Raw genomic sequence first — 21,219 nt, 5'->3', positions numbered from 1 at the left:
ATTTCAGATTATGTTGAAAATGGATTCATAAAAAGATCCAATATGAACGAAAATGAGTGGCCCAATCGAAGGAGAAGAGTATGGATATCACGATTGCCTATCAGCGTGCGCTTCAAAAATATCATTTAAAATATTTGGCATTGTATCATGCTCTTCGTGAGGGAATCCTCAATGGTTCCCTTGCCAGTGGTACGCGTCTGCCTTCCACTCGTGATCTGGCTGTGATGTATGGAATTTCACGAGGGAGCGTTAAAGAGGCATATGATATGTTGTTGGCAGAAGGATATATAGATTCGGCAGTAGGCAGAGGAACCTTTGTTATGGAACAGACAGCGGTGCTGCCCGACAAATCTTTAATCAAACAGCAGAACCAAAATTCACCTGTTGTAAAACAAAAAGCCCCTGCTCTATCAGCTTGGGGACAACGAATCATGCAGATCGAAAGGGAACGAAACTTACAGCCGTCTCCTGCTTCTGCTACAAATAGAGACAGTGCGCAACAGCCTTTGATTTCTTTTCAGGCAGGAGAAGTTGTATTGGAGGGCAGTTCACAGATCGCATGGAAAAGCGCAATGACTGCCGCTGGAAAGGATCTGCAAAAGCCCTCGGCTGACGCGACGACTGCACCAGTGAGCGGTGATGAATGGCTGCGTGAAGCGATTTGCCATCATGTTGGCAGAACACGCGGAATTACGGCCACGCCGGATCAAGTCGTATTATGCAGTGGTTCCATGGAAGTGATCACGTTATTAAGTCAGTTGCTTATTCATGAACAAGATCGAATTGTATTAGAAAACCCCTGTTATTCCGGCATCTACCGTGCAGTTACTGCCTCAGGCGGACAGATACATGCTACTGAGATGGATCAACATGGAATTGTCCCACAGGATTGGGATTCCAAACTTCTATTTGTTACACCTGGACGACAGTTTCCAACCGGTGCAGTGTTGCCATTAACACGCCGTCAACATATTTTGCAATGGGCAGCATCCAAGGGAGCGTGGATCATTGAGGACGATTATGACAGTGAATTCCGTTGGGCAGGACGACCCATTGAACCATTAAAAGCACTGGATCGTACAGAATGTGTCATCTATGTCGGCTCCTTTTCCAAAAGCATGTTCAGCAGCCTTCGACTCGGGTTTGCAATCTTGCCCGTTGAATTAGCCCAAGCGCTGACAGCTGCCAAACGACTATACGATCCCCTGCCGCCTGCCCGCTTGGAACAGCGCGCACTGGCACGTTTTATGATGCGCGGCGACTACGTTCGCCATGTGCGACGGATGACTCGAATATACAGATCACGCTACGACGTGTTCCAACGTGAAATACAGCAGTTAAGTGAACTGTTTCACTGGCATCAGAACGATTGTGGACTACATGCCTATGCCATCTGGAAGCATGAGCCTGCCCAGTATTATCATTTGATGCAGACAACACAGTTTTACGGAGTCACATGGCGTGATGCCGCCGATTACCAACTGACACCGGGACCTCCATCAGCCTGCTTTATCTTTGCCCATTTAACGGAGCAACAAATTGTTGAAGGGTTTAACCGTCTGCGCCAGGCTTGGGACCATATTAAAAATCAATGAGGAGTTCCCTTATTTAATCACTAGCCCCAACAGCCCTACAAATGATGAAGCTTGATGCGGTGAGATGATGCAGCCATTCAAATCTTCTATATCCACCTGTAACCCATCAAATTCACAATCGCTCAGATCAATCCCGTTGAGCTTGGACCCCGATAGCATCGCTTGATCCAGATTGCAACGGTTAAAAAAGGTTTTTTGTAGTGTTAAATGATACAGATCGGCACTTATTAAAGAACAATCCTCAAAACCAACTTGCTTAAAATTAGCAAAACGGAACATCGAATAATCCGCTAAGCAATCCGAAAAACGAACGTTTTGGAGTCTGCTTCTGGAAAAGTCTGTTCCAAGCAATTTGCAGTTTTTGAACTCTACCCGATGGATAAAGGAACCGGAAAAATGAACATTAGACAGATCGCATTTATCAAAAATGACGTCTGTCCATTCACTTTCCGGTAATGACGATTCCATGATCGTTACATTTTTAAAAGTCATCTTCTCTAATGAAACCTTAACCGCTTCCACATTATCCAAAATCATATCTTCTACAGACCCCATACTATATTCGCCTTGGACCGTAAGGAATACATTTCTTCGTTTAGTACGGGCAAGTCCACAGGAATTTTTGGCAACTCCATTTTAATTTTCATAATAACTCTACCTCCACGATTGAGAGCCCTCTAGGACATCTATATGAATCTATTTTCTATCAATTCTCATACATAGGGTAGCAAAAGTATTTCTCACACATATATTAACGTTGTGAGCACGCTCACGAACCTTTGTTAGGAGGTTGATAGCATGGCAGTACAGCTGTCTAATCAAGTGTTCTCTATTTCTGTCGGAGATTACGGGGATCTCTCTTCCTTGCGGCTGGTAGGGGACACTTTTAATACCAACTATGTCATGAACAGCTCTAACGCACCTAAACAGAATACGTCGGATCATCAGTGGCTAGGTGAACTGATGTTCACCTATCGTCTCGGCAACGGAGCGTGGACTCGGGCATGGACAAGTAATTCTGCTGATGCGCGCCAGATCACCTCTTCTGGAAACAGTGTCCAGGTAGCCTATCAGAATTCATCAAACAATCAGGGAATACGTAATTTCATTTTACATGAAACTTATTCGTTGGTTAACGATTATTTGCACTGGCAAATGAAAGTAACGAACACCTCTAATCAAACGTTGGAAATCGGAGATTGGGGACTGCCGCTTCCGTTTAACGAGTACTGGTCCGGCGGCAATAATGAACAAATTTATGAAACCAGAGTACTCTCACACTCCTTTGTAGGCCATAACAGCTCCTTTATTACCGCTGGACGACCTAGCGGCATCGAACCGTATGTACTGCTGATCCCTGATGCCTCAACGGGTGCTGGTCTCGAATATCAGGACCATTGGAGAACTGAGGAGCATCCCGGCAGCACATGGGCTATGGAGCAAGGTGGCTGGTCCGAAGGACTGAATGTGTTCTATATCCATTCCAATGTCATCAAGAGCACCAACCGTGGCTATCTTGGAAGCACCAGTCTGTCGCTGGCTCCTGGTGAAAGCAAAACGTATGCCTTTAAATTTTACAAGGTAGCGGACGAGCAGGCCGTAAAGGACAGGCTGTACAGTGAGGGACATGTGGATGTGACCGTGGTTCCGGGCATGATTTTCCCGACCAATCTCAAGGCCAAATTCGATCTGCATACCAGCAAATCCATTACCTCTGTCACAGCGCAATATCCGTCTGAAACGACCATCAGCTATCTGGAAACAGCCCCTACAAACCATAAAATATATGAACTTACACTGGGACGACTGGGACATAACAATATTACTGTAAACTATGGTAACGGCGAAAAAACCGTTCTCCAGTTCTATGCCATCGAGCCAGTCGAAGCTGCACTTCAGCGTCACTCTACCTTCATGGTCAACAGCACCCAATGGAACGTGCCGGGCGACCTGAGGGACAAGGTCTTTGATGACTGGATGATGCAGTACAAGGCTAGACGCAACAGCTTTGCTGGTTACTGGGGCTGGGGTGATGATTGGGGACTAACTCACGGCCAGTTTCTGGCGGAGAAAAACGTTCAGAAGCCCGTGGCATCTGAGATCAAGGCAGTCGATGATTATTTGGAAGTAGCCATCTGGACGAATTTGATGGAAGGCCATCATACCGATTATCTGGTCCCTGATTTCCTGATGCCGCAGCCTAACACGACACCAACGTACCGTGGCTATGCCTATCCGCACATTTATAATACGTTTTTTAGCATGTATAAAATTGCCAAGCTGTATCCCAACCTGATCAGCTATCGCAATAGCAAAAACACATATTTGCTACGTGCTTATCGTATTTTTAAAGCGTTGTATGAAGGCCCTGTTGCTTATAACTGGAACACGGGACTCATGGGTGAGCTAACTACACCTGATATGATTAAAGCGCTTCAGGAAGAAGGCTTGACCACCGAGGCTAACGACCTGATTGGCAAAATGGCTACCAAGTACAACAATTTCAAAAACACCACCTATCCTTATGGCTCTGAGTATAACTATGACAATACAGGCGAAGAAGCCGTATATACACTCGCCAAAATGAACAACAACACGACGATGATGAGCAAAATCAACGCCAAAACGCGTGCTGCACGCGGTCATATGCCTGTCTGGTACTATTACGCCGATCCGGTCACCATCACCGGAGAGAATTGGTGGAACTTCCAGTACACCACCTCACTTGCCGGCTATGTGATGGATGACTGGACACGTCGGCATTCGTCCAAGCCCGAAGTGGATCAGCGTCTATCCTATGCCGCCAAGCTGGCGAACATCGGAGCGATTAACTCGGGACAGATCAGCTCTGATCCTGCCAACATTGGGGCAGTATCGTGGACATATCAGGCGGGCAAAGGCAATTATGGCGCACTTGGTCTGGACGGCGGCCCTCTCTTTAACGGATGGCGCGGCATGTCCGGGGAAGCCGATCTGGGACTGTTTGGAGCCATTAAAATCCTAAGCTCGGATGTTGCTGTAGATCCAATATTCGGCTTGTTCGGCTATGGCTGTGACGTTACAGAAAGCAGTAACAGCTACGCGATTACTCCAAAGGACGGTGTATTCCAACGTCTGCATCTGATCACCCAAAAGCTGAGTTTGGAGCTGAATCGGGATCAATATAGCTTGGCCATCGTGTCCAAGTCCAAGAACAACATCCGTCTGACACTGAAAAATATGACTCCAGGCACGACTCATACCACCGTTATGAGCTTGACCGGACTCGCGGCAGGTACGTATGACGTGCTTGTAGATGGCACAAAAACCGGGTCCGTCACGGCTGCTAACAGCTCTGCGACCACGGTCAGACTGAATATTGGTACGGCAGCCAACTATGATATCCGTATCCAGTCGAGTACAGACAACCCGTCTCCCGCCGGAGACATTGTAGCCCGTTATGAATTTGACGAAACGGCCGGATCTACCGCAGCCGATTCGTCAGGTTATGGACAGCAGGCCAGTGTAAGTGGAGGCGCGTGGGGCGCCGGACGAAAAGGTAATGCCCTGCACTTTAACGGTACAGACGCCTATGCTAGCCTGCCCGGTGGTATCGTTAGCAGCATAAATGACTTTACGATTGCCGCGTGGGTACGGGTGAACACGCATAACGGCTGGGCACGCCTGTTTGATTTTGGAGCAGGCACGGATCGGTATATGTTTTTGACACCCAAGGCCGAGGGAACTGGCATGCGCTTTGCTATCACCGTCTCGGGGAACGGAGAGGAACAACAGTTGAATGCGCCAGAGCTGGCAACTGGGGTTTGGAAGCATGTCGCCGTGACTTTGTCAGGCAATACTGGAATGATGTATGTGGACGGTGTAGAGGCGACGCGTAACACCAACATGACGCTGAAGCCTTCCAGCCTTGGACTGACAGACCGGAACTATATTGGGAAATCCCAGTTTGATGATCCCTATCTGAACGGTGCAGTGGATGAACTGATCATTTACAACAGAGCCCTGACCGCTCAGGAAATCCGGGGCTTGGCCTCGGCAAGCAGCACCATTACAGCCCATGATGAGGGAGCCCGTTCATATGCCGAAGGAGCAGATTAGAATACATTTACGCATTCATTCATGCCGTTAACGTTTTAGATTGTGAATGATTTGTACTGTGAATCATTTGCGTCGTAAATGATTGGTATCGTGAATGATTCTTGCTTATATTAGCTCTACCCCCGGATTTCTTAAGTTAAGTCTGTAATCAGGGAAGAAATCCGGGGAGATGATGCTTCCGAGCGAGCCACCCTATGGAAAGCATTTAAAGCGACCGCCTTACCGGGACGATCAGCGGCAACTTTTCCATCTGGAGGGCGTTTAGCTCCGTCTAATGCGTGTCGTCCTTGGTCTTAGGCGAACCAGTTCCTCACTGGTGAGCTGCCTAGTATAAGAGCGAGGGGAAGATCCTGTATCTACCCTGAGCACCCTGCCTGCCCCGTTGGGGCGGGCTACCCGTGTGTTGAATACCTGCATGGCCCACTGCACCGGAAAGGCTATGGATAAGCGACCATCTGCCGTGCCTGCATAGTTGACCGCAGCTGCATAATTATCTGACTGTCTGAGCCATACAGAGCCGGAATCCCCAGGTAGTGATACGGGAGTCGTACCTCTAATAACCGTCTGATCTTCGAAGGTCAGTAAGCCCAACTCTCCACCATAATTGATTTGCAAGTCCGTATAGACGGACTCTACCGTGCCATTGACCCGCCCGGTCGTACGCCCTACCTTCTTCAATCTTTCCCCTATGCGATAAGCGGTCACATGACCCGGAATCGCTCCTACTGTAGCATAACGCGGATTGAGCAAGTTGTTACGGGTCGGAAGCGAAAGCGCCGCATCAATCAGGTTCGTTCCGGTGGGATTCAAGCGTACGTAACGATAAAGCCGTCCTATACGATCCTGGGCAACCGTCCCCCCATCGGCTCCGCCTGGCTGAATTGTAGCCTCTCGATTGTCTGTATTGGAGGGATTGAGGACATGGTTATTGCTAAAAAGATAACGTGTCGCCGGCGCTCCAGTTGGGGCAACGATGAGTCCGGTTGAACCGGAGCCTTCAATCTTCCCGACACTGTAGCCGGCGATGACCGGGCGTATGCGCACTTTGTAGTCCGTGGCATTGGCTCTGATCTTTCCAGTCTTTACAATTCGGACTGGAACGTTCGTTTTCTTTCCTAATGCGGTGGCCGACAGGAGTCCAGTAGAGGCCGACGCTAAACGGTCCGTGTACACAATGACAGCGGCTCCTCTTTTGGGATGAGCAGGGTCCCTGTACCCAACGCCAATGCCGTGGACACCGGACATTTTTAAAACTCGCTTGGCCATCCGCTTTTTCACTTGAAGCGCGGCCGAGAAGGTAGCCAACATAATCATCTCCTTTTACATTCAGATGAAATATTGTATGGCTAAGGCCGCTTCGCGTTCCATTTGATCATACGATCGCTGTATTGAAAGGCATATGAAAACATTCCAAAAAATGGTATACTCATTTCCGAAATTGACATCTTATCATTTGATTCTGGTGTTCAAGGAGGTACTTTATGTTTTCAATCATGTTGACATACAGCATACAAGCAATTGTAATTTTACTGATTATCTTTGAATTGTTGAGAAAAAACAGAAAAAAAATAGGCTGGGGATCACTTTCACTGCTTTTATCTCTTCTTGGTATGGCTGTTTCTTTCGAATTTGGTAATTACATATTGGGAGACCAGTTGCTTTCCTTTTTAGGATTGCCCGCCTGGTCTAACAGTGTTGATAATACTAGGTTTCACTACACCATTTTTCTATCCAGTATTTTTTTTATTCCCAGTTTAATCATTGGATATAAAAATCCTAAGGAGTTTGGAGCTACAATCGGAAAACGGATTTCTAGTATATATCTATTTTTGATCATCATTTCGCTTTTATTTTTTATTATCAGTATTTTGCATAATTGATTTCCAACGCTCGTAAGTACAATATATAGACGAACTAAAGCGTTTCGATCTATATATTACTGATTTGAAAACGCTCTTTGGATTTATGCAAAATGCTTATTATCAGCATTTTCTCGAAGTGAAAGTTGGGTGTACAGTTGTTCCAAAACAAAAGCCTTCCTTGTTTATAGGAAGGCTTTGATCTTTATGTTGTGAGGGCGATGGGAAGTACCATCTGACTGCCCGCCGTCTCCAGTTATCCCTTAACCGCTCCCTCCGCAATGCCCTCCATGATGAATTTCTGAAAGAAGGCGTAGATCAGGATAACCGGGATGGAGGTCAGCACAAGTGCGGCCAGAATAAGCGACCAATCCTTGTTGTACTCTCCAAACAGCATATTGGTCGAGAGAATCAGGGTGTAATGGTTCACATCCGTCAGCATTAACAATGGAAGCAAAAAGTCGTTCCAAATCCACAGAAAATCCAAAATCGCAATGGTAACTGTGATTGGTAGCAGCAATGGAAATATAATGCGAAAGAACGTTTGGAACTCATTACAGCCGTCCATTTGCGCGGATTCTTCTAGCTCACGTGGGATGGATTTGACGAATCCATGATACAAAAAGATCGCCATATTCACACCCAAGCCGATATAGATCAGGGCCAAGCCGTACGTACTGCCCTGAACGGACAAATCTTTTGCCATTCGCGTAAGCGGTATCATAATAGAGTGAAACGGCACCAGCATCGATGCGACAAACAGGAAGAAAATCGCACTACTCAATTTCCCCTGTGTACGAGACAGCTTGTAGCCTGCCAGTGCCGAACAGATCACAATGCCACCAATGCCGATAAAAGAAATAATCGTGGAATTAAGAGCGCTGTTCAGCAAATGAGTCTGATGAAAAGCCTGACTGTAATTTTCAAAGTGAAGCTTCGTCGGCAGCGCCGTAAAGGATGCAAACATCTCACCCTGTGTTTTAAACGAGTTAATTACCGCCATGTAGATTGGGAAGAAGGACACGACTGCGCCCACGCACAGAATCAGCGTAATCAACAAGGAATTGGCTTTCTTCAGCCTCATGCCTCCACCTCCCTCTTCTTCATGACACGCAGCTGAATCAGGGTGAAAATGAGAACGATTGCGAACAAAATAACGGATTTGGCGCTCGCATAACCATAACGGAAGTTGTTGGAGAACGCCTCCTCATAAATGTTCATCGTAATCACCTGTGTACTGCGCCCCGGCCCCCCGCCAGTCAGTCCGTATACGACCTCATACACCTTGAAGGCACCATTCAGCGTCAGGAAGAAACAGATCGTAATCGCATGAGTAATCATTGGCATCGTTACGCTTCGCAATGTCTGAAATGCGTTCGCCCCGTCAATAATAGCAGCCTCCTTCAAGCTTTGTGGTACACCTTGAAGCGCAGCCAGATAGATGATCATCATATAACCTACACCATTCCAGAGCGACACGATAATAATTGAGAAGAAAGATACTTTCGGATCGCCCAGCCACGATTGGCCCAAAAAGGCGATAGCCGTCTTTTCGGCGATCTGTGGCAGCACGGAAGAAAAAACGAAGGTCCACATAAATGCGCTAATAATGGTACTGATCATATTGGGCATAAAAAATATCGTCCGAAAAAATCCTTTGGTACGTGTACGCGACTCAATCAACACTGCCAGTGCCAGTGCCAGTACATTTTGCAGCACAATCATGACCAATACGTATTTAAGGGTAAACCAAAGGGAATTGAGAAAATCGGGGTCTTCCTTCAACGATTCCACAAAGTTCCCCAAGCCGATAAAGCTGTAATTAGGATTCAATCCGTTCCAGTCTGTAAAGCTGTAGTACATGCCGCTGATCGTTGGAATGAGCAGGAAGATAGCATAAAAGATCAGCGCCGGGGCTGTAAACGCCAGTAACATGACGTATTTTTTATAGATTTTAAAAGGCATGGAGTCTCTCCCTCCCGGTGTAATTCTGTAGGTTACCGTTACTTGTTCACTTTGTTATACGATTTCCATGCCTTATCCAGCGCCTTAATTACGTCATCCTGCGAGAGCTGACCAGCATAATAGGATTGTAGTGATTTGCCTGCCTCGTCCTTAACCGCTTGCGGGATAGATGGATCTTGGTACGACTTGCCTGCTTTCACGTATTCGGTAGCGTCATTAACCCAAGGATAGCTTTTAAACGTATGCACTTTGGAGATCGGGTTAAATTTCAATGCTTCATAGAACGCGCTAGAATCCTTGTCATCCAGCACATAGTTAACAAAATCGAGCGCAACCTCCTTATTCTTGCTTGTAGAGGATACAGCCAGCGAAGTCGAAGTGGACAAATTAATCAATGTCGCATTGGAATCGTCATTGATCGGCAGCGGTGCTACCCCAAAATCCATCTTCGGATCCGATTTTAAAATCGTTTCCGCAAACCACGGCCCTTGAATCCACATCGCCGCTTTACCCGAGGCAAACGCAGCCGATCCATCATCCCCGCCGATTTCCAGCGCCTTGTCAGTACCGTTGCTATTCACCAGATCAATAATATCGAACATGCTCTTCATTTCGGAAAAAGAGCCTTTATCCTGATTCATCCGGTCGATAAAATCCTTATTCTGTGTGTTCATCATTGCACCTGCCGTAAGTGGCACAAACAGCTGTGGAATCCAGGATTCCTTGTAGGACAACAGGAACGGTTTCACATTATTCGCTTTCAGCTTCTCGACCACAGCCTTCATTTCGGTCAACGTTCCCGGCGGCTGCAAATCCAAATCCTTAAATATCTTTTTATTGTACAAGTAGCCCCATGAGATCGTTTCCAAGGGAACCGCTACGACCTTTCCGTCTTTGGTTGTCACCGAAGGCTTCACACTATCCATCAATTTGTTAACAAAAGGCTGACCGGACAAATCCTCCAAATAGCCCGCTTTATAAAACGGAGGAATTTCATTCACCGCGTGCAATGCAAATACGTCCGGCGCATCGTTGGATGCGAGTCTTGTCTTCAAAATTTGTGCGGCGTTGTCAGCAGGCGGCATCTCCAGTTGGACCGTAACGTCGATATTTTTATCTTTCTTCTCTTTCGCTACGAACGCATTAATGTATTTATCGTAGTGCTCCTTCAAACGGGGCTGAGCAATAAACATTTTGAGATTCACCGTTTTGCCGTCTCCACCGGAACCGCTGCTGTCACTGCCTGAAGAATTCGCTCCACACCCGGCCAATAACGTGCCAACCAGCATCGTGCTCAATACACCTTTCCACACTTTCATGAAAAATGACCTCCCCTATTTTGAAAATAACTGTTACCCATCGGCAAATCAGCTGTTATTCAAAGCAGCTATGCCGCCGGTCATCAACCTCTATTCAGCTCTGTGCGGACTTCATAAAGGCCAAATTCCTTTGTACTGCTTGTTTTGTATACGCTTTCATTATAGAGTGGGAGGTCACTTCTGCCATTGGACACCCTTAGCTTATTGAATTGGACTTTTTTAAACTTCCTTCCTCATTTCACCGGGTGCCATGCCAAAATGCTTTTTAAATACCCGATAGAAATAAGACACATCCTCATATCCTGCCATCTCCGCAACTGCTTTAATTGAAATCTGTTTATTGGCCAGCCATTCCCGCGCCTTTTCCATTCTTCGCTCTACGATGTAGTCCGTTACATTTTGACCATACTCCTGCTTAAATACCTTGCTCATATACTCTTTGCTCACAAAAAAGTTTTTCGCCAACTGCTCCAGTGTAATCGGCCCAGCAAAGTGACTATCGATATATCGCCGTACCTCTTCTAAATTCAGCTTGTTTTTGTATTTCCGCTGCCGAATGAGCTGATCCAGTTCCTGAACATAGCACGACGATACGAATTCCAGCGCATGTTCTACAGAGGACACGGCATCCTGCGGCAGTGGAAATCCTACCTTTGTCGTAGAATTATCCAGCCCATTATCCGCTGCGAGCTCTTTCAGCAGGGAAAGAAGCTCCTGCACCAGCCTGCCTAGCATATGTGGACTTGGTGCTCCATAACTCTCCAGCTCCTGCATAACCTGCCTGCAGGTTAAGTTCACCCCGTCACAGTTCAGCTCATTAAAATAAAGACGCAGCAGTTGCTTATACCGGGTCAACCTGTGAAAAAACTCATAATCCAGCTCTGTCGCTTCTTGCTGCTGTTCAGCCACCTTGACCTCCAGATCGTTTTTGCATTTGAGTAGCACTGCATTCAGCTCTGCAGGATTGACTGGCTTTAACAAATAATCGACGGCCTTATAACGGATGGCATGTTTGGCATACGCAAAGTCATCATATCCACTCACGACAATGATTTTCACATCAGGACAATGGTTATTTAGTGCTTGCAGCAACTCCACTCCGTCCGCACCCGGCATGCGCATATCAGTAATCACAATATGGGGGGCTAACTCTCCGACCAGCCTGAACGCCTCGTCCCCGTCTTCAGCCTCACCCACTACCAACATTCCAAGTTTTTCCCATGTGCCAAATGTCTTCAGAATATCGCGGTTCCACGGCTCATCGTCCACAATTAATACTCTGATCATACTTTTCCCTCCTCTGCTGAGGTGAATGGAATGCGGATGGTGACACGTGTACCGACTCCCTGCTCACTATCTATCGTCACTCCGTAGTGCACTCCAAAATTCATCCGTATGCGTGAAGACACATTGCTCAATCCGATATGACTACCCTGCGCCCAGATCGGTTCCTCCGACGCGTTTTCCAGCTTTGCCCGTAGTTTTTCCAGCTTGTCCGGGGCCATGCCGTTTCCATTATCGCAAACCGTAATACACACATCTTGTTTCATAATCTCCACCCGAATCCCTATTTGCCATGCCCCCGCCTTTCGATCAAGACCGTGCTGAAAAGCATTTTCCAACAATGGCTGAAGCGATAGCTTAGGCAGTCGAATATCCATCGCCTGTTCTTCCGTCTCCACCTGGAACACCAATCTTTGTGGAAATCGTCGTTGCTGGATGCGCATATAGTGTCCCACATGGTCGAGCTCTGCGCGTAAAGAGGCCAAATCCTGAGGTTCCCGTACCACGTAACGGAACATCTCACTCAGCGACCGAATGACTTCATAGGTGTCCTCCGGCTTTTGAGAAAATACCATACTTCCGATCATTTGCAGCGTATTTTGCAGAAAATGTGGATGAATCTGCGCTTGGAGCGCTTTCAATTCAGCCGTCTTTTTTTGCAAATTTATACTGTATTCCGCCTGAATATGCTCGCGAATTCGGCCTGCCATCCCATGCAGACTTCTTTCCAGCAGCCCAATCTCATCCGGGCGTGTACTTGGCTGTCCAATCGGTCCTTTGATCATATCCAGCTCCTGTACGGAACGCGCCAAATGAACAATCGGACGTGCAGTCCGCCATGCGATGAAAACGGCAATGCAGATGGAAACCAGGATTGAAATCACGCCTACGATAATACCATACAGCATGGTTGAAAAGGCACTGTGGTTAATGGAGGAAGTGGGTACGATTTTGACCAGCTTTAGCCCAACTACATCCAGATCATTATAGAACACATAATGTTCAGCAGTTTGAATCACTCCAGGGCCTGGCTTAACGTCACGAAGAGCTGTCAGCACACCTGCAGGTGGAGGCGACTGCCGAGCCTGTGCTGGATACATGACCCTGCCATCCGCATCTGTAATTAGCACCTGATGCTGATCCCCTCGTCCCAGCAGGCCCAGCGTCTGATCGAATTGCGACCACAATACATCCAATGAAATAGCCCCCGTCTGCTTCTGGTCTTCAAAACGCCGAATACTGCGCGTCAAAGTAAAGCGTTCCGGGTCAGCAGAGCTTGGGCGAATCGAATAATCCTTATTCGCTTGCCACATCTCGGCATACTGTGGGGGAATACCGCTCACTGTCGTAATTTCATTTTGCATGCTATTAAAGGTAAACAGGGTCTGCGATTGCTTCAAATAAAGCTGGATGCCGATCACATGACTTCCGGCCGAATAATACACATTCGCCATCGTATTCAGCATTTTTCGCTGGGCATTAAATTGGCTCGAAAGATTGTCAGGCTCGCGCTCATTCAAATAATCGCTCAGATCAGGGCTGATCTGAATGCTGTAAATCAGATGATTCAGACGATCTAGCTGGTCGCTGATATAGATCCCCGTCCATTTCATATTGGACATGTTCGTCTCTACCACTTCAGTTTCCATGGAAGCTCTACTTTTTTCCGCAGCCAGCACCGTGACAGCAATGACCGGCAGCACAGATAGAACAATCATCGTCAAGATCAGCTTAAGCTGAATGCTGCGTCGATACGGGGCCGTCAGCGCACGGAACCAGCGGACTGCTCGGGTTGGCATAGCGATGCACTCCTCTACTCAGCTATATGCGAAAACGCCCCGCAATTCGCAGGGGCGCTTCATTTACCGGATACTCCCGGAGAATACCTATATGATATTATTCGTAAGTTGGTTTCAGCTCATTATTCATCATTTACGCTTCTTCGATAATTATAACACCCCAAGGCTCTAATGGAAGCGTTTGTCCTTGGATAACTGTACGCCCCCCGATTAACTCCTTGCCGTCTCCATGTGGATATACCACTGAGCCTGCTTGTTCGGAATAGTTAAAATAGTACCGGATTGTCCGTCCCAGCTCATTCGTGCCGGATTTAACAATGATCGGATAAGACGTTTCCTGATCCACTCCCCATACTCCCGCCTTTTTGGCTACAGAGCTGAATAGTTCGCGGATGACCGCCGGGCTGACGATACAGCCGATGTAGGTCGCTGTTCCCTGACCATAGCGGTTTTGCGTAATCGCGGCATATTTTCCCCAATGCGGGTGATCGTAATAGGCCAACACTTCGGCGGTCGTCGGGGTAATCAGCTCCATCCACGTATCTACCTGATTGTCCTCTGGTGCCACCTCAAAAGGATTATTTTTGAGCGTCACCTTCTTCGGCTCCACGAACAAGCTGTAATGAATGCCGCAGGCTTCGCTAATCACGCCCGGCTGCCGGGACGTTCTCACCTGCACATGCTCGTCAGTAAATCCGCTTCGGAATGTGTATACTATATGACCACCTTTCTCCACATATCGGTTCAGCTTCTCCAGTAGTGCGTCTGGGGCAGAATAGAGGACCGGGACGATCAAGAGATCATAGTCGTCAAACGATTCTGTACCTGGATGAACAATATCCGTCCCGATATTCAGTTTATACAACTCGTCATACAAACGGCGTACGATGTCATTGTAATTCAACGGGCTGCTCATATTAAATTTAAACCAGTCAATCGACGTCAATGCTTCGTTGCTGACCAGAATCGCCGTTTTATTTTTCTTTTTCAGGTTGACCAAATGCGGAGACAATCTTGCAAAATCCTTCCCTATGGTCTGTGCTTCCTCATACACAGGATTCGGTTCAAAATCATGGCTGAGCAGACCCTTCCAGTAGGTTTCGAAGGAATTATGGATGGAATGCCAGTGCCAGTATGCCACCATATTGGCTCCAGAAGCCAGATGGCTGAACGCTTGCAGACGCAATTGCCCCGGATAGGGAACCCAGTGGGTAAAAGCCTGCGCTTCCGTTTCCAGCACTAGATAGTTGTTATTTTTCGTCGAACGCGCTACATCGCCACCGAAGGAAATTTCAATTCCGGTCAGATCATCCTGTGATGGATGGTAAATATCCACCCCAGTCACATCAAAGGCTTGCGATGCCGCAAAGTGATCCACGTCTGGCTGAACACCAAAGGAATGACCTCTCCATTCAAAATCAAAGTTTTGCGTAACAAATTGGTCTTCCCGCTTATATTCATTCACCAGCGCGACCTGCCATGCCAGGAAATCCGTCACCAGCTTGCGCTGGAATTGGGAAAAGGCTGCACCCAAACTTCCATTAATCGTTCCGACCACCGAAGGAAAGTCCTCCCAGCTATTGATGCGATTACTCCAGTAGTCCAGACCAAATTTGCGGTTTAGCTCCTCCAGCGATTCGAACCGCTCCCGCAAATAATTTACAAATTGCAATTGCACATTGGGCCCACTCGTGTGGTAATGCTTGGTCTCGTTATCCGTCTGAAAGCCAATGACCGCCGGATGCTGACTCACCCGTCCGATCAGCTTGCGTATGATTCGCTCAGCATGGAACAGGTACACCGGGTTCGTAATGTCCATAATCTGGCGAGCTCCATATTTGCCCGGACCTTGAGGCGTTGTTGCCAATACATCAGGATGCTCCTTCACTAGCCATGTGGGTACGGCATAGGTGGGCGTCCCCACAATGACTTCGATGCCCGCCTTATGCATGGCGTCCAGCACCCGATCCACAGAGGTAAAATCAAACACGCCGTTTTGCGGTTCATGCGTACTCCAAGTGGATTCGGCAATCCGCACCACGTTGATGCCCGCATCCTTCATCATTTGGATATCCTGGTCCAAACGGTCATATGGCATATACTCATCATAATAGGCAACACCGTACAGTAGTTTTTTCATCAAGTCGTCCTCCAATTAGGTTCGTAATAGGGTATGTGGAGCTATATAAGGTTATTTTCAAACACCGTGGCTGTTATGCGGTTTTTTCAGGGATGGAACGGATATCGTCTTGTCGGCTACACCCTGCTTCGCAGAATCTGCCTGTTGTAGATTTTTTTTCGCACTTGCCAGCCAGCCTTCTACGTCTTTTTCTTTAATCTTGTACAGCCATGCAAACAGACCTGCCGTAATTAAGGCCCCCACTCCAGGTACTACTGCATAGAGCGCGAATATCCATGTGAGAACCTGTCCGGTCTGCGGTACATTCGGGACATAGCCTGCAAAGGCAAGCGCATAAGCGACGATTCCACTGGCTGCCGCTCCCCCCAGTTTTCCTGCAAACGTTTGGGTAGCAAAAGCGGTACCACTGGCACGTACGCCTTTTTTGAATGCGCCATATTCCACACAATCGGCCGTAAACATCGGTACCATGAGCTGTGGTGCAGAGCTGAACAAACCGAAAAGAACCGCGAATACACATACGACAACGGGGTTACTGTAACCGATTACAAATAAAGATAAGCCCGTAGTAAACAATCCAATCAAGCTGACGACATTCACTTTCCACTTGCCGAATCTTTTAATAATTGGTGGTAAAATCAACGCAGTGAGCAGCTGCACACCCAAGGAAATGAACATGAGAATGGAAATATAAATAGGATTTTTCAGGTTGTATAAGGCAAAGTAACTGACGACAATCCCTTGCAGATTGGTCATAGACAGCATCATAAACGACATCAGGTAAAATAAAAGCTGCTTGTTTTGCAATGGATACGTCATAATTTGCTTGAGCGTAACCTTCTCCGCCTTGTTGGAATACCGTTCTTTGACATTAAAGCGAGTAAAGTTCATGAGTATCAAACCCGCTATGGCAACAATCAGTGCCAAAATTGGCCATGATATCTGATTGGCCACAGCTACCGAAGATGAGGAGATGACCATAAAACCCAAGAAGACCATCGTCCGGCCTCTGGACATTAACAGATCACGTTCATGCGTATTTTTCGTCATCAGTGTAGCCAACCCAAAGCCAGGCGCATCACTGATCGTATAACACATTTCCCATGCCAGATACGTGACGGCGATATAAATCACCTTGGCGGTAAGCGACGCATCATTAGGAACGAGAAAAATAAGTACAGTAAGGATCGGCAAAATGATGGAAGCCAGATTCGTCCACGGTTTGAACAAGCCGCCCTTCAGATTGGCCCGGTCAATGATCACGCCGAAGATCGGAGCACTAAGTGCATCCCATATACGGGCTAGTACGAATAAAGTACCGATAATAGAAACAGATATGCCAACATAATCCGTATAAAATAGCATCGCAAAAGAGGCGACCAGACAGAGAATTGCGTTGCTCCCCAAAAAGTAAACGTAATACGATACACGTTCTTTCGATGTTGTTTCCATAGCTCCTCCTGATTACAATATGGCATCGCTTTCAAAAAATCTACATATAAGCGCTTTCTTTTATGTAAAAGCTTATACTATAGCATTTGTAAACGCTCTTTTATTATAGTTAAATGTTAGATACAATGAGATTGTCTAAGCGGTGTAAAATTTGCCCTAATCGAAGGTGATCTGATGATATTAAATCCTGATGTTGATCCAGCTCTATTCCATGATTGCCGATGGCTGCCCATTATTGACTGGAATGTGAAATTTTTTGGCGCCCATATTCACCGGGTCAAAGCGGATTGGTGCATGCCTGAGGAATCTCATATCGGTTTTGAAATTGCACTTATTTTAGAAGGTCGTCAGGAAACGATTATGGAAAATAACGTATATTCGGTTGGGGAGGGTGATATTTTAATCATTCCGCCTGGCTTCAAGCATGTGAGTCAGTGTGTTTCCCCAAACGGCATGTACTATTTTAGCTCTCATTTTAATGTCGATGATCCATTGTTCCGTCAGGAAATGATTAAGAGCAATCAGCTCTTTTTCCCAGCGGGTACTGAAACGAATACCAAGCTGCAAAAGGTCGTCCATAGCTGGATTGGCATGGTGCAGGAAAGCGGAGAATATACGACAGCAGACCGTTTTCGTATGCAAATTGCCTTATTTGAGCTATTCGGGATATTCTCGCAAATGATATCTACCGGTTTGGAGCCCAGAATTGCGCCTTCATCCGTTCAATATGCCAAGGCCATCATGGAAGCCATTCAATCAAGGTTTAAGCCTTATCGGGAAGATGAATCTGGCGAGCAAGCGTTCCGCCTTGAAGATGTGGCGGCTTCCCTCGGGATCAGTCCTGGCTACGCCCAGGAAGTGTTCCGCAAGGTATACGGCTATTCTCCACGTCACTATCTATCGGAGACCAAGCTACATGAGGCTAAGGTGCTGATCCAGCAGCCCAATCTGCCACTCAACAAGGTAGCTTCCCTGCTTGGATACTCCAGTCTGGCTCATTTCAGCAGACAGTTCAAGCGCTGGACAGGCACCAGCCCACTTAAATACCGACAGACGTTAAAGCCGATTACTGATGCACAAAGGATTTAAGATATAAGGACGGATAGCAAGGGCTCCACCCTGCTATTCATACAAAAAAAAGAGCGTGACACCGAATATTGCGGTTGTCGCGCTCTTTTGACTCTATTTTCTATAAGCTCTACCGTTGCCTTAATGATCTAAAATCTTGACTAAGCTCTCATTATTCGAATCACAGCCTAATATCCCCTATATGCTGGTGCACCACATACATCATCCCCATCAGAAATACGGCCAAAGCCAAGTAACCGATGCCGAATTTCCAGCGCGATGATGCGGGTACTTCGTAATATTTATCATTTTCAAACGGAATGTAATCAATCCCACACAGCAATCTAAGCTGGTACGCATCCGGCGTCGGTATATGTTCCACACCGTTCAGCCATACATGCTGGACAAGACACTGCTGTGGCAGCAGAAGCGTCTGTTCCACATCCAGACTTTCCATATACACCGTCAAATACTGTTGCCCCTCCAAATCCGAGTAGGTATTAAAAGATAATCTGCGCGTGTGCTCCGGTCCGGGCAGCGGATATCCTTGCTCATACAGATGCTGTACGTTCACCAGCGGCTTTTGCAAAAAGGATTGGACCTTAACCTCCTCTTTATTGCGTTTAACATATTTTTTGTACAAATCGTAGGCAAAGAACGCCCATATCAAGAAAAATAAAAAGGATTTTAAATATACTACGACTACAATTCCACCCAATAGGCCCACCAGCCACAGCCAACGCGTCACTGCCGTGGAAATCCGTCCTCCGTCGAGCGGATGAATCGGCAGCAGGTTGATCAGGTTCAGGAAAAAGCCGACATACGAGAGCGCATACAACAGGGGACTGTCTGTTGCATAGGCTCCTGCGTATACCGCCATAGCCCCAACCGTCCCCAGTAACGGGCCGCCCATGGCTACATAAGCCTCTGTCTGCGCATCCAAAGGTTGCCGTTTCATTGTGATCAGCGCGCCGAGAAAAGGAATAAATAACGGTGCTGACACGGGAAGCCCCTTGCGCTTGGCGGCCAATACATGTCCCAGCTCATGCACAAACAACAGCAACACGAATCCGACCGCAAATCCCCACGGGTAAATGATCGCATATGTGCCAATCGTTATCGCCATAGATATCAGCGCACCGCCAAATTTACTGAATTTTAAAAGGGCAAGTAACGACTTACCTTTCAGAAGAAGCAATGCTGCTGCACTACCAAGGTACCATTTGGATGAGCCGGATTTGGAATCGTTCTTTTTCTCTTCATTTTGCAAAAGTATCCGCCTCCTTTCTTTAACACTTCCATTGTATCCTGCTATGTGCAGCTTGTAAAAACTTCTCTAACCCACAGATAAGCGAACTGGGGCAGCCATTTATATTATTCCTCGTATTGTAGACATCCTCCAATGTAGGATGTTATATTGGTGCTGGGTTAGATGCCCTATTTTGTAAAGGAGGTTTGCTCTTTCATGTGTACTCACTACATGCGTCTCAGATAAAAGGATAGGCTTTTCAATGAAGCTCAACCCGTTTTTTTATATGGAAGGTTGAGGCTTGTTTAAGTTACCTTTTTTTAAACTAAATCTGAACAATGAGGTGTGTTTCATATGACTGAAAAGCGTTCCTTGACTAACTCAAAAGACGTTAGTGATATATTGGCCCTTGCCAAAAGCAACGGGCTTCACATACTACATGAAGGATTAGAGCTCAACGAGTCCGGGCTAGATTTCCGGGCACTATTCGCCAAAGACATTCAGGGTACCCCTTGGGTTCTACGTACACCGCGACGAACAGATGTGGTCCAATCAGCCGCTTACGAGCACAAAGTGCTTCAGTTGATTCGGGATACTCTTCCTGTAGCGGTACCGGATTGGCAAGTGTATCGTCCAGAGTTCATCGCCTACCCTCAACTGGAGGGCACTCCTGCCGCTACCATTGATATGGAAACCAAAAGCTACGTATGGTTCATCAATCCTGAGGCTCTGACGGAAAGATTCGTTGCTTCGCTCGCTAAAGCCCTAGCCGCGTTGCACCGGACGGATCACCAACAGGCAGCAAATTTCGGTGTCCGCGTAAGGCAACACGACGAAGTTCGGCAATTGATGGACCAGCGGATGAAGGAAATAAGGAGCGTCTTTGGTGTATCTGGCGAGCTATGGCAACGATGGCAAACCTGGCTGACAGACGATAGCTACTGGCCGGAATATTCCGTACTTGTACACGGTGATTTGCACCCAGGCCATATTTTAGTCTCTTCGAATACAGAGGTTACTGGAATGCTGGACTGGACCGAGGCCGAAGTAGCTGATCCGGCGATTGATTTTACGAGTTACTATACTTTGTTCGGAGAAGTAGAGCTTACTCGTTTATTGAAGCTTTACGAGGCAGCAGGCGGACGTGTATGGCCGCGTATGAGCGAACATATCGTTGAACTGACCGCGGCTTACCCTGTGCTTATCGCCGAATTCGCCCTCAAATCCGGGCTAGATGAATATATGGAGATGGCACGTAACGCGCTGGGTGTCCATGAGCAAGAAGAAGGACTGCCCGACATATAATATAGCTGTAGCCACCTGGCAGGCTTTGGTTCAATGACTGACCAAGGCCTGTTTTTTTCTGCTCTCCTTTTTTTGTAAAGTTACGT

14 protein-coding genes and 1 pseudogene are annotated in these 21,219 nt (G+C 47.1%); 5 read left to right on the top strand and 10 right to left on the bottom strand.

Going from position 1 to position 21,219, the window contains the following annotated elements:
* Positions 1 to 80: 80 nt before the first annotated feature.
* Complete coding sequence (gene pdxR / locus ACUUJN_RS03410; protein ID WP_484669267.1) at positions 81 to 1,595, top strand: MocR-like pyridoxine biosynthesis transcription factor PdxR; 1,515 nt, start codon at positions 81 to 83, stop codon at positions 1,593 to 1,595.
* A gap of 9 nt (positions 1,596 to 1,604) precedes the next feature.
* On the opposite strand, the pseudogene ACUUJN_RS03405 reads toward pdxR, so the two are convergent.
* A pseudogene (locus ACUUJN_RS03405) lies at positions 1,605 to 2,242 on the bottom strand (pentapeptide repeat-containing protein).
* A 151-nt stretch (positions 2,243 to 2,393) separates the two neighbouring features.
* Between ACUUJN_RS03405 and ACUUJN_RS03400 the strand changes: the two are divergent.
* Positions 2,394 to 5,693, top strand: a complete 3,300-nt coding sequence (locus ACUUJN_RS03400) for a DUF5695 domain-containing protein (RefSeq protein ID WP_484669266.1) — start codon at positions 2,394 to 2,396, stop codon at positions 5,691 to 5,693.
* 261 nt (positions 5,694 to 5,954) lie between these two features.
* On the opposite strand, the gene ACUUJN_RS03395 is transcribed toward ACUUJN_RS03400, so the two are convergent.
* Complete coding sequence (locus ACUUJN_RS03395; RefSeq protein WP_484669265.1) at positions 5,955 to 7,001, bottom strand: hypothetical protein; 1,047 nt, start codon at positions 6,999 to 7,001, stop codon at positions 5,955 to 5,957.
* Between the two features lie 173 nt (positions 7,002 to 7,174).
* On the opposite strand from ACUUJN_RS03395, the gene ACUUJN_RS03390 reads away from it, so the two are divergent.
* On the top strand, positions 7,175 to 7,573 hold the full coding sequence (locus ACUUJN_RS03390; protein WP_484669264.1) for a hypothetical protein: 399 nt from the start codon (positions 7,175 to 7,177) through the stop codon (positions 7,571 to 7,573).
* Positions 7,574 to 7,808: 235 nt separating this feature from the next.
* Here ACUUJN_RS03390 and ACUUJN_RS03385 read toward each other — a convergent pair whose 3' ends face one another.
* From ACUUJN_RS03385 to ACUUJN_RS03355, 7 genes are all read right to left on the bottom strand, one after another.
* Entirely contained in the window at positions 7,809 to 8,636 is an 828-nt protein-coding gene (locus ACUUJN_RS03385; protein ID WP_013308681.1) for a carbohydrate ABC transporter permease, read from the bottom strand.
* Positions 8,633 to 9,517, bottom strand: coding sequence for a carbohydrate ABC transporter permease (locus ACUUJN_RS03380; RefSeq protein WP_023986930.1), 885 nt, complete (start codon positions 9,515 to 9,517; stop codon positions 8,633 to 8,635). Before ACUUJN_RS03380 ends, ACUUJN_RS03385 begins: the two co-directional genes overlap by 4 nt.
* A 38-nt stretch (positions 9,518 to 9,555) precedes the next feature.
* The gene (locus ACUUJN_RS03375; RefSeq protein ID WP_023986929.1) at positions 9,556 to 10,836 is read right to left on the bottom strand and encodes an ABC transporter substrate-binding protein; all 1,281 of its coding nucleotides are present in this window, start codon (positions 10,834 to 10,836) and stop codon (positions 9,556 to 9,558) included.
* A 219-nt stretch (positions 10,837 to 11,055) separates the two neighbouring features.
* Positions 11,056 to 12,123, bottom strand: coding sequence for a response regulator transcription factor (locus tag ACUUJN_RS03370; RefSeq protein ID WP_069079771.1), 1,068 nt, complete (start codon positions 12,121 to 12,123; stop codon positions 11,056 to 11,058).
* Complete coding sequence (locus ACUUJN_RS03365; RefSeq protein WP_484669263.1) at positions 12,120 to 13,919, bottom strand: sensor histidine kinase; 1,800 nt, start codon at positions 13,917 to 13,919, stop codon at positions 12,120 to 12,122. The genes ACUUJN_RS03370 and ACUUJN_RS03365 overlap by 4 nt, the downstream gene beginning before the upstream one ends.
* Positions 13,920 to 14,052: 133 nt before the next feature.
* A complete protein-coding gene (locus tag ACUUJN_RS03360; RefSeq protein WP_484669262.1) occupies positions 14,053 to 16,059 on the bottom strand; it encodes a beta-galactosidase in 2,007 nt (668 codons plus the stop codon).
* 57 nt (positions 16,060 to 16,116) lie between these two features.
* The gene (locus ACUUJN_RS03355; protein ID WP_023986925.1) at positions 16,117 to 17,511 is read right to left on the bottom strand and encodes an MFS transporter; all 1,395 of its coding nucleotides are present in this window, start codon (positions 17,509 to 17,511) and stop codon (positions 16,117 to 16,119) included.
* A 174-nt stretch (positions 17,512 to 17,685) separates the two neighbouring features.
* Here ACUUJN_RS03355 and ACUUJN_RS03350 point away from each other — a divergent pair, with 174 nt between their 5' ends.
* Positions 17,686 to 18,600 (top strand): AraC family transcriptional regulator, encoded by a 915-nt coding sequence (locus ACUUJN_RS03350; protein WP_023986924.1) that lies wholly within the window; start codon positions 17,686 to 17,688, stop codon positions 18,598 to 18,600.
* A gap of 160 nt (positions 18,601 to 18,760) precedes the next feature.
* Here ACUUJN_RS03350 and ACUUJN_RS03345 read toward each other — a convergent pair whose 3' ends face one another.
* Positions 18,761 to 19,849, bottom strand: a complete 1,089-nt coding sequence (locus ACUUJN_RS03345; RefSeq protein ID WP_316243280.1) for a site-2 protease family protein — start codon at positions 19,847 to 19,849, stop codon at positions 18,761 to 18,763.
* 333 nt (positions 19,850 to 20,182) lie between these two features.
* Between ACUUJN_RS03345 and ACUUJN_RS03340 the strand changes: the two genes are divergently transcribed.
* Complete coding sequence (locus tag ACUUJN_RS03340) at positions 20,183 to 21,133, top strand: macrolide 2'-phosphotransferase (protein ID WP_340859139.1); 951 nt, start codon at positions 20,183 to 20,185, stop codon at positions 21,131 to 21,133.
* Positions 21,134 to 21,219 lie beyond the last annotated feature (86 nt).

Source organism: Paenibacillus sp. LRG-1 (genome assembly GCF_057220305.1).
This window is presented reverse-complemented; position numbering and strand designations above follow the sequence as displayed.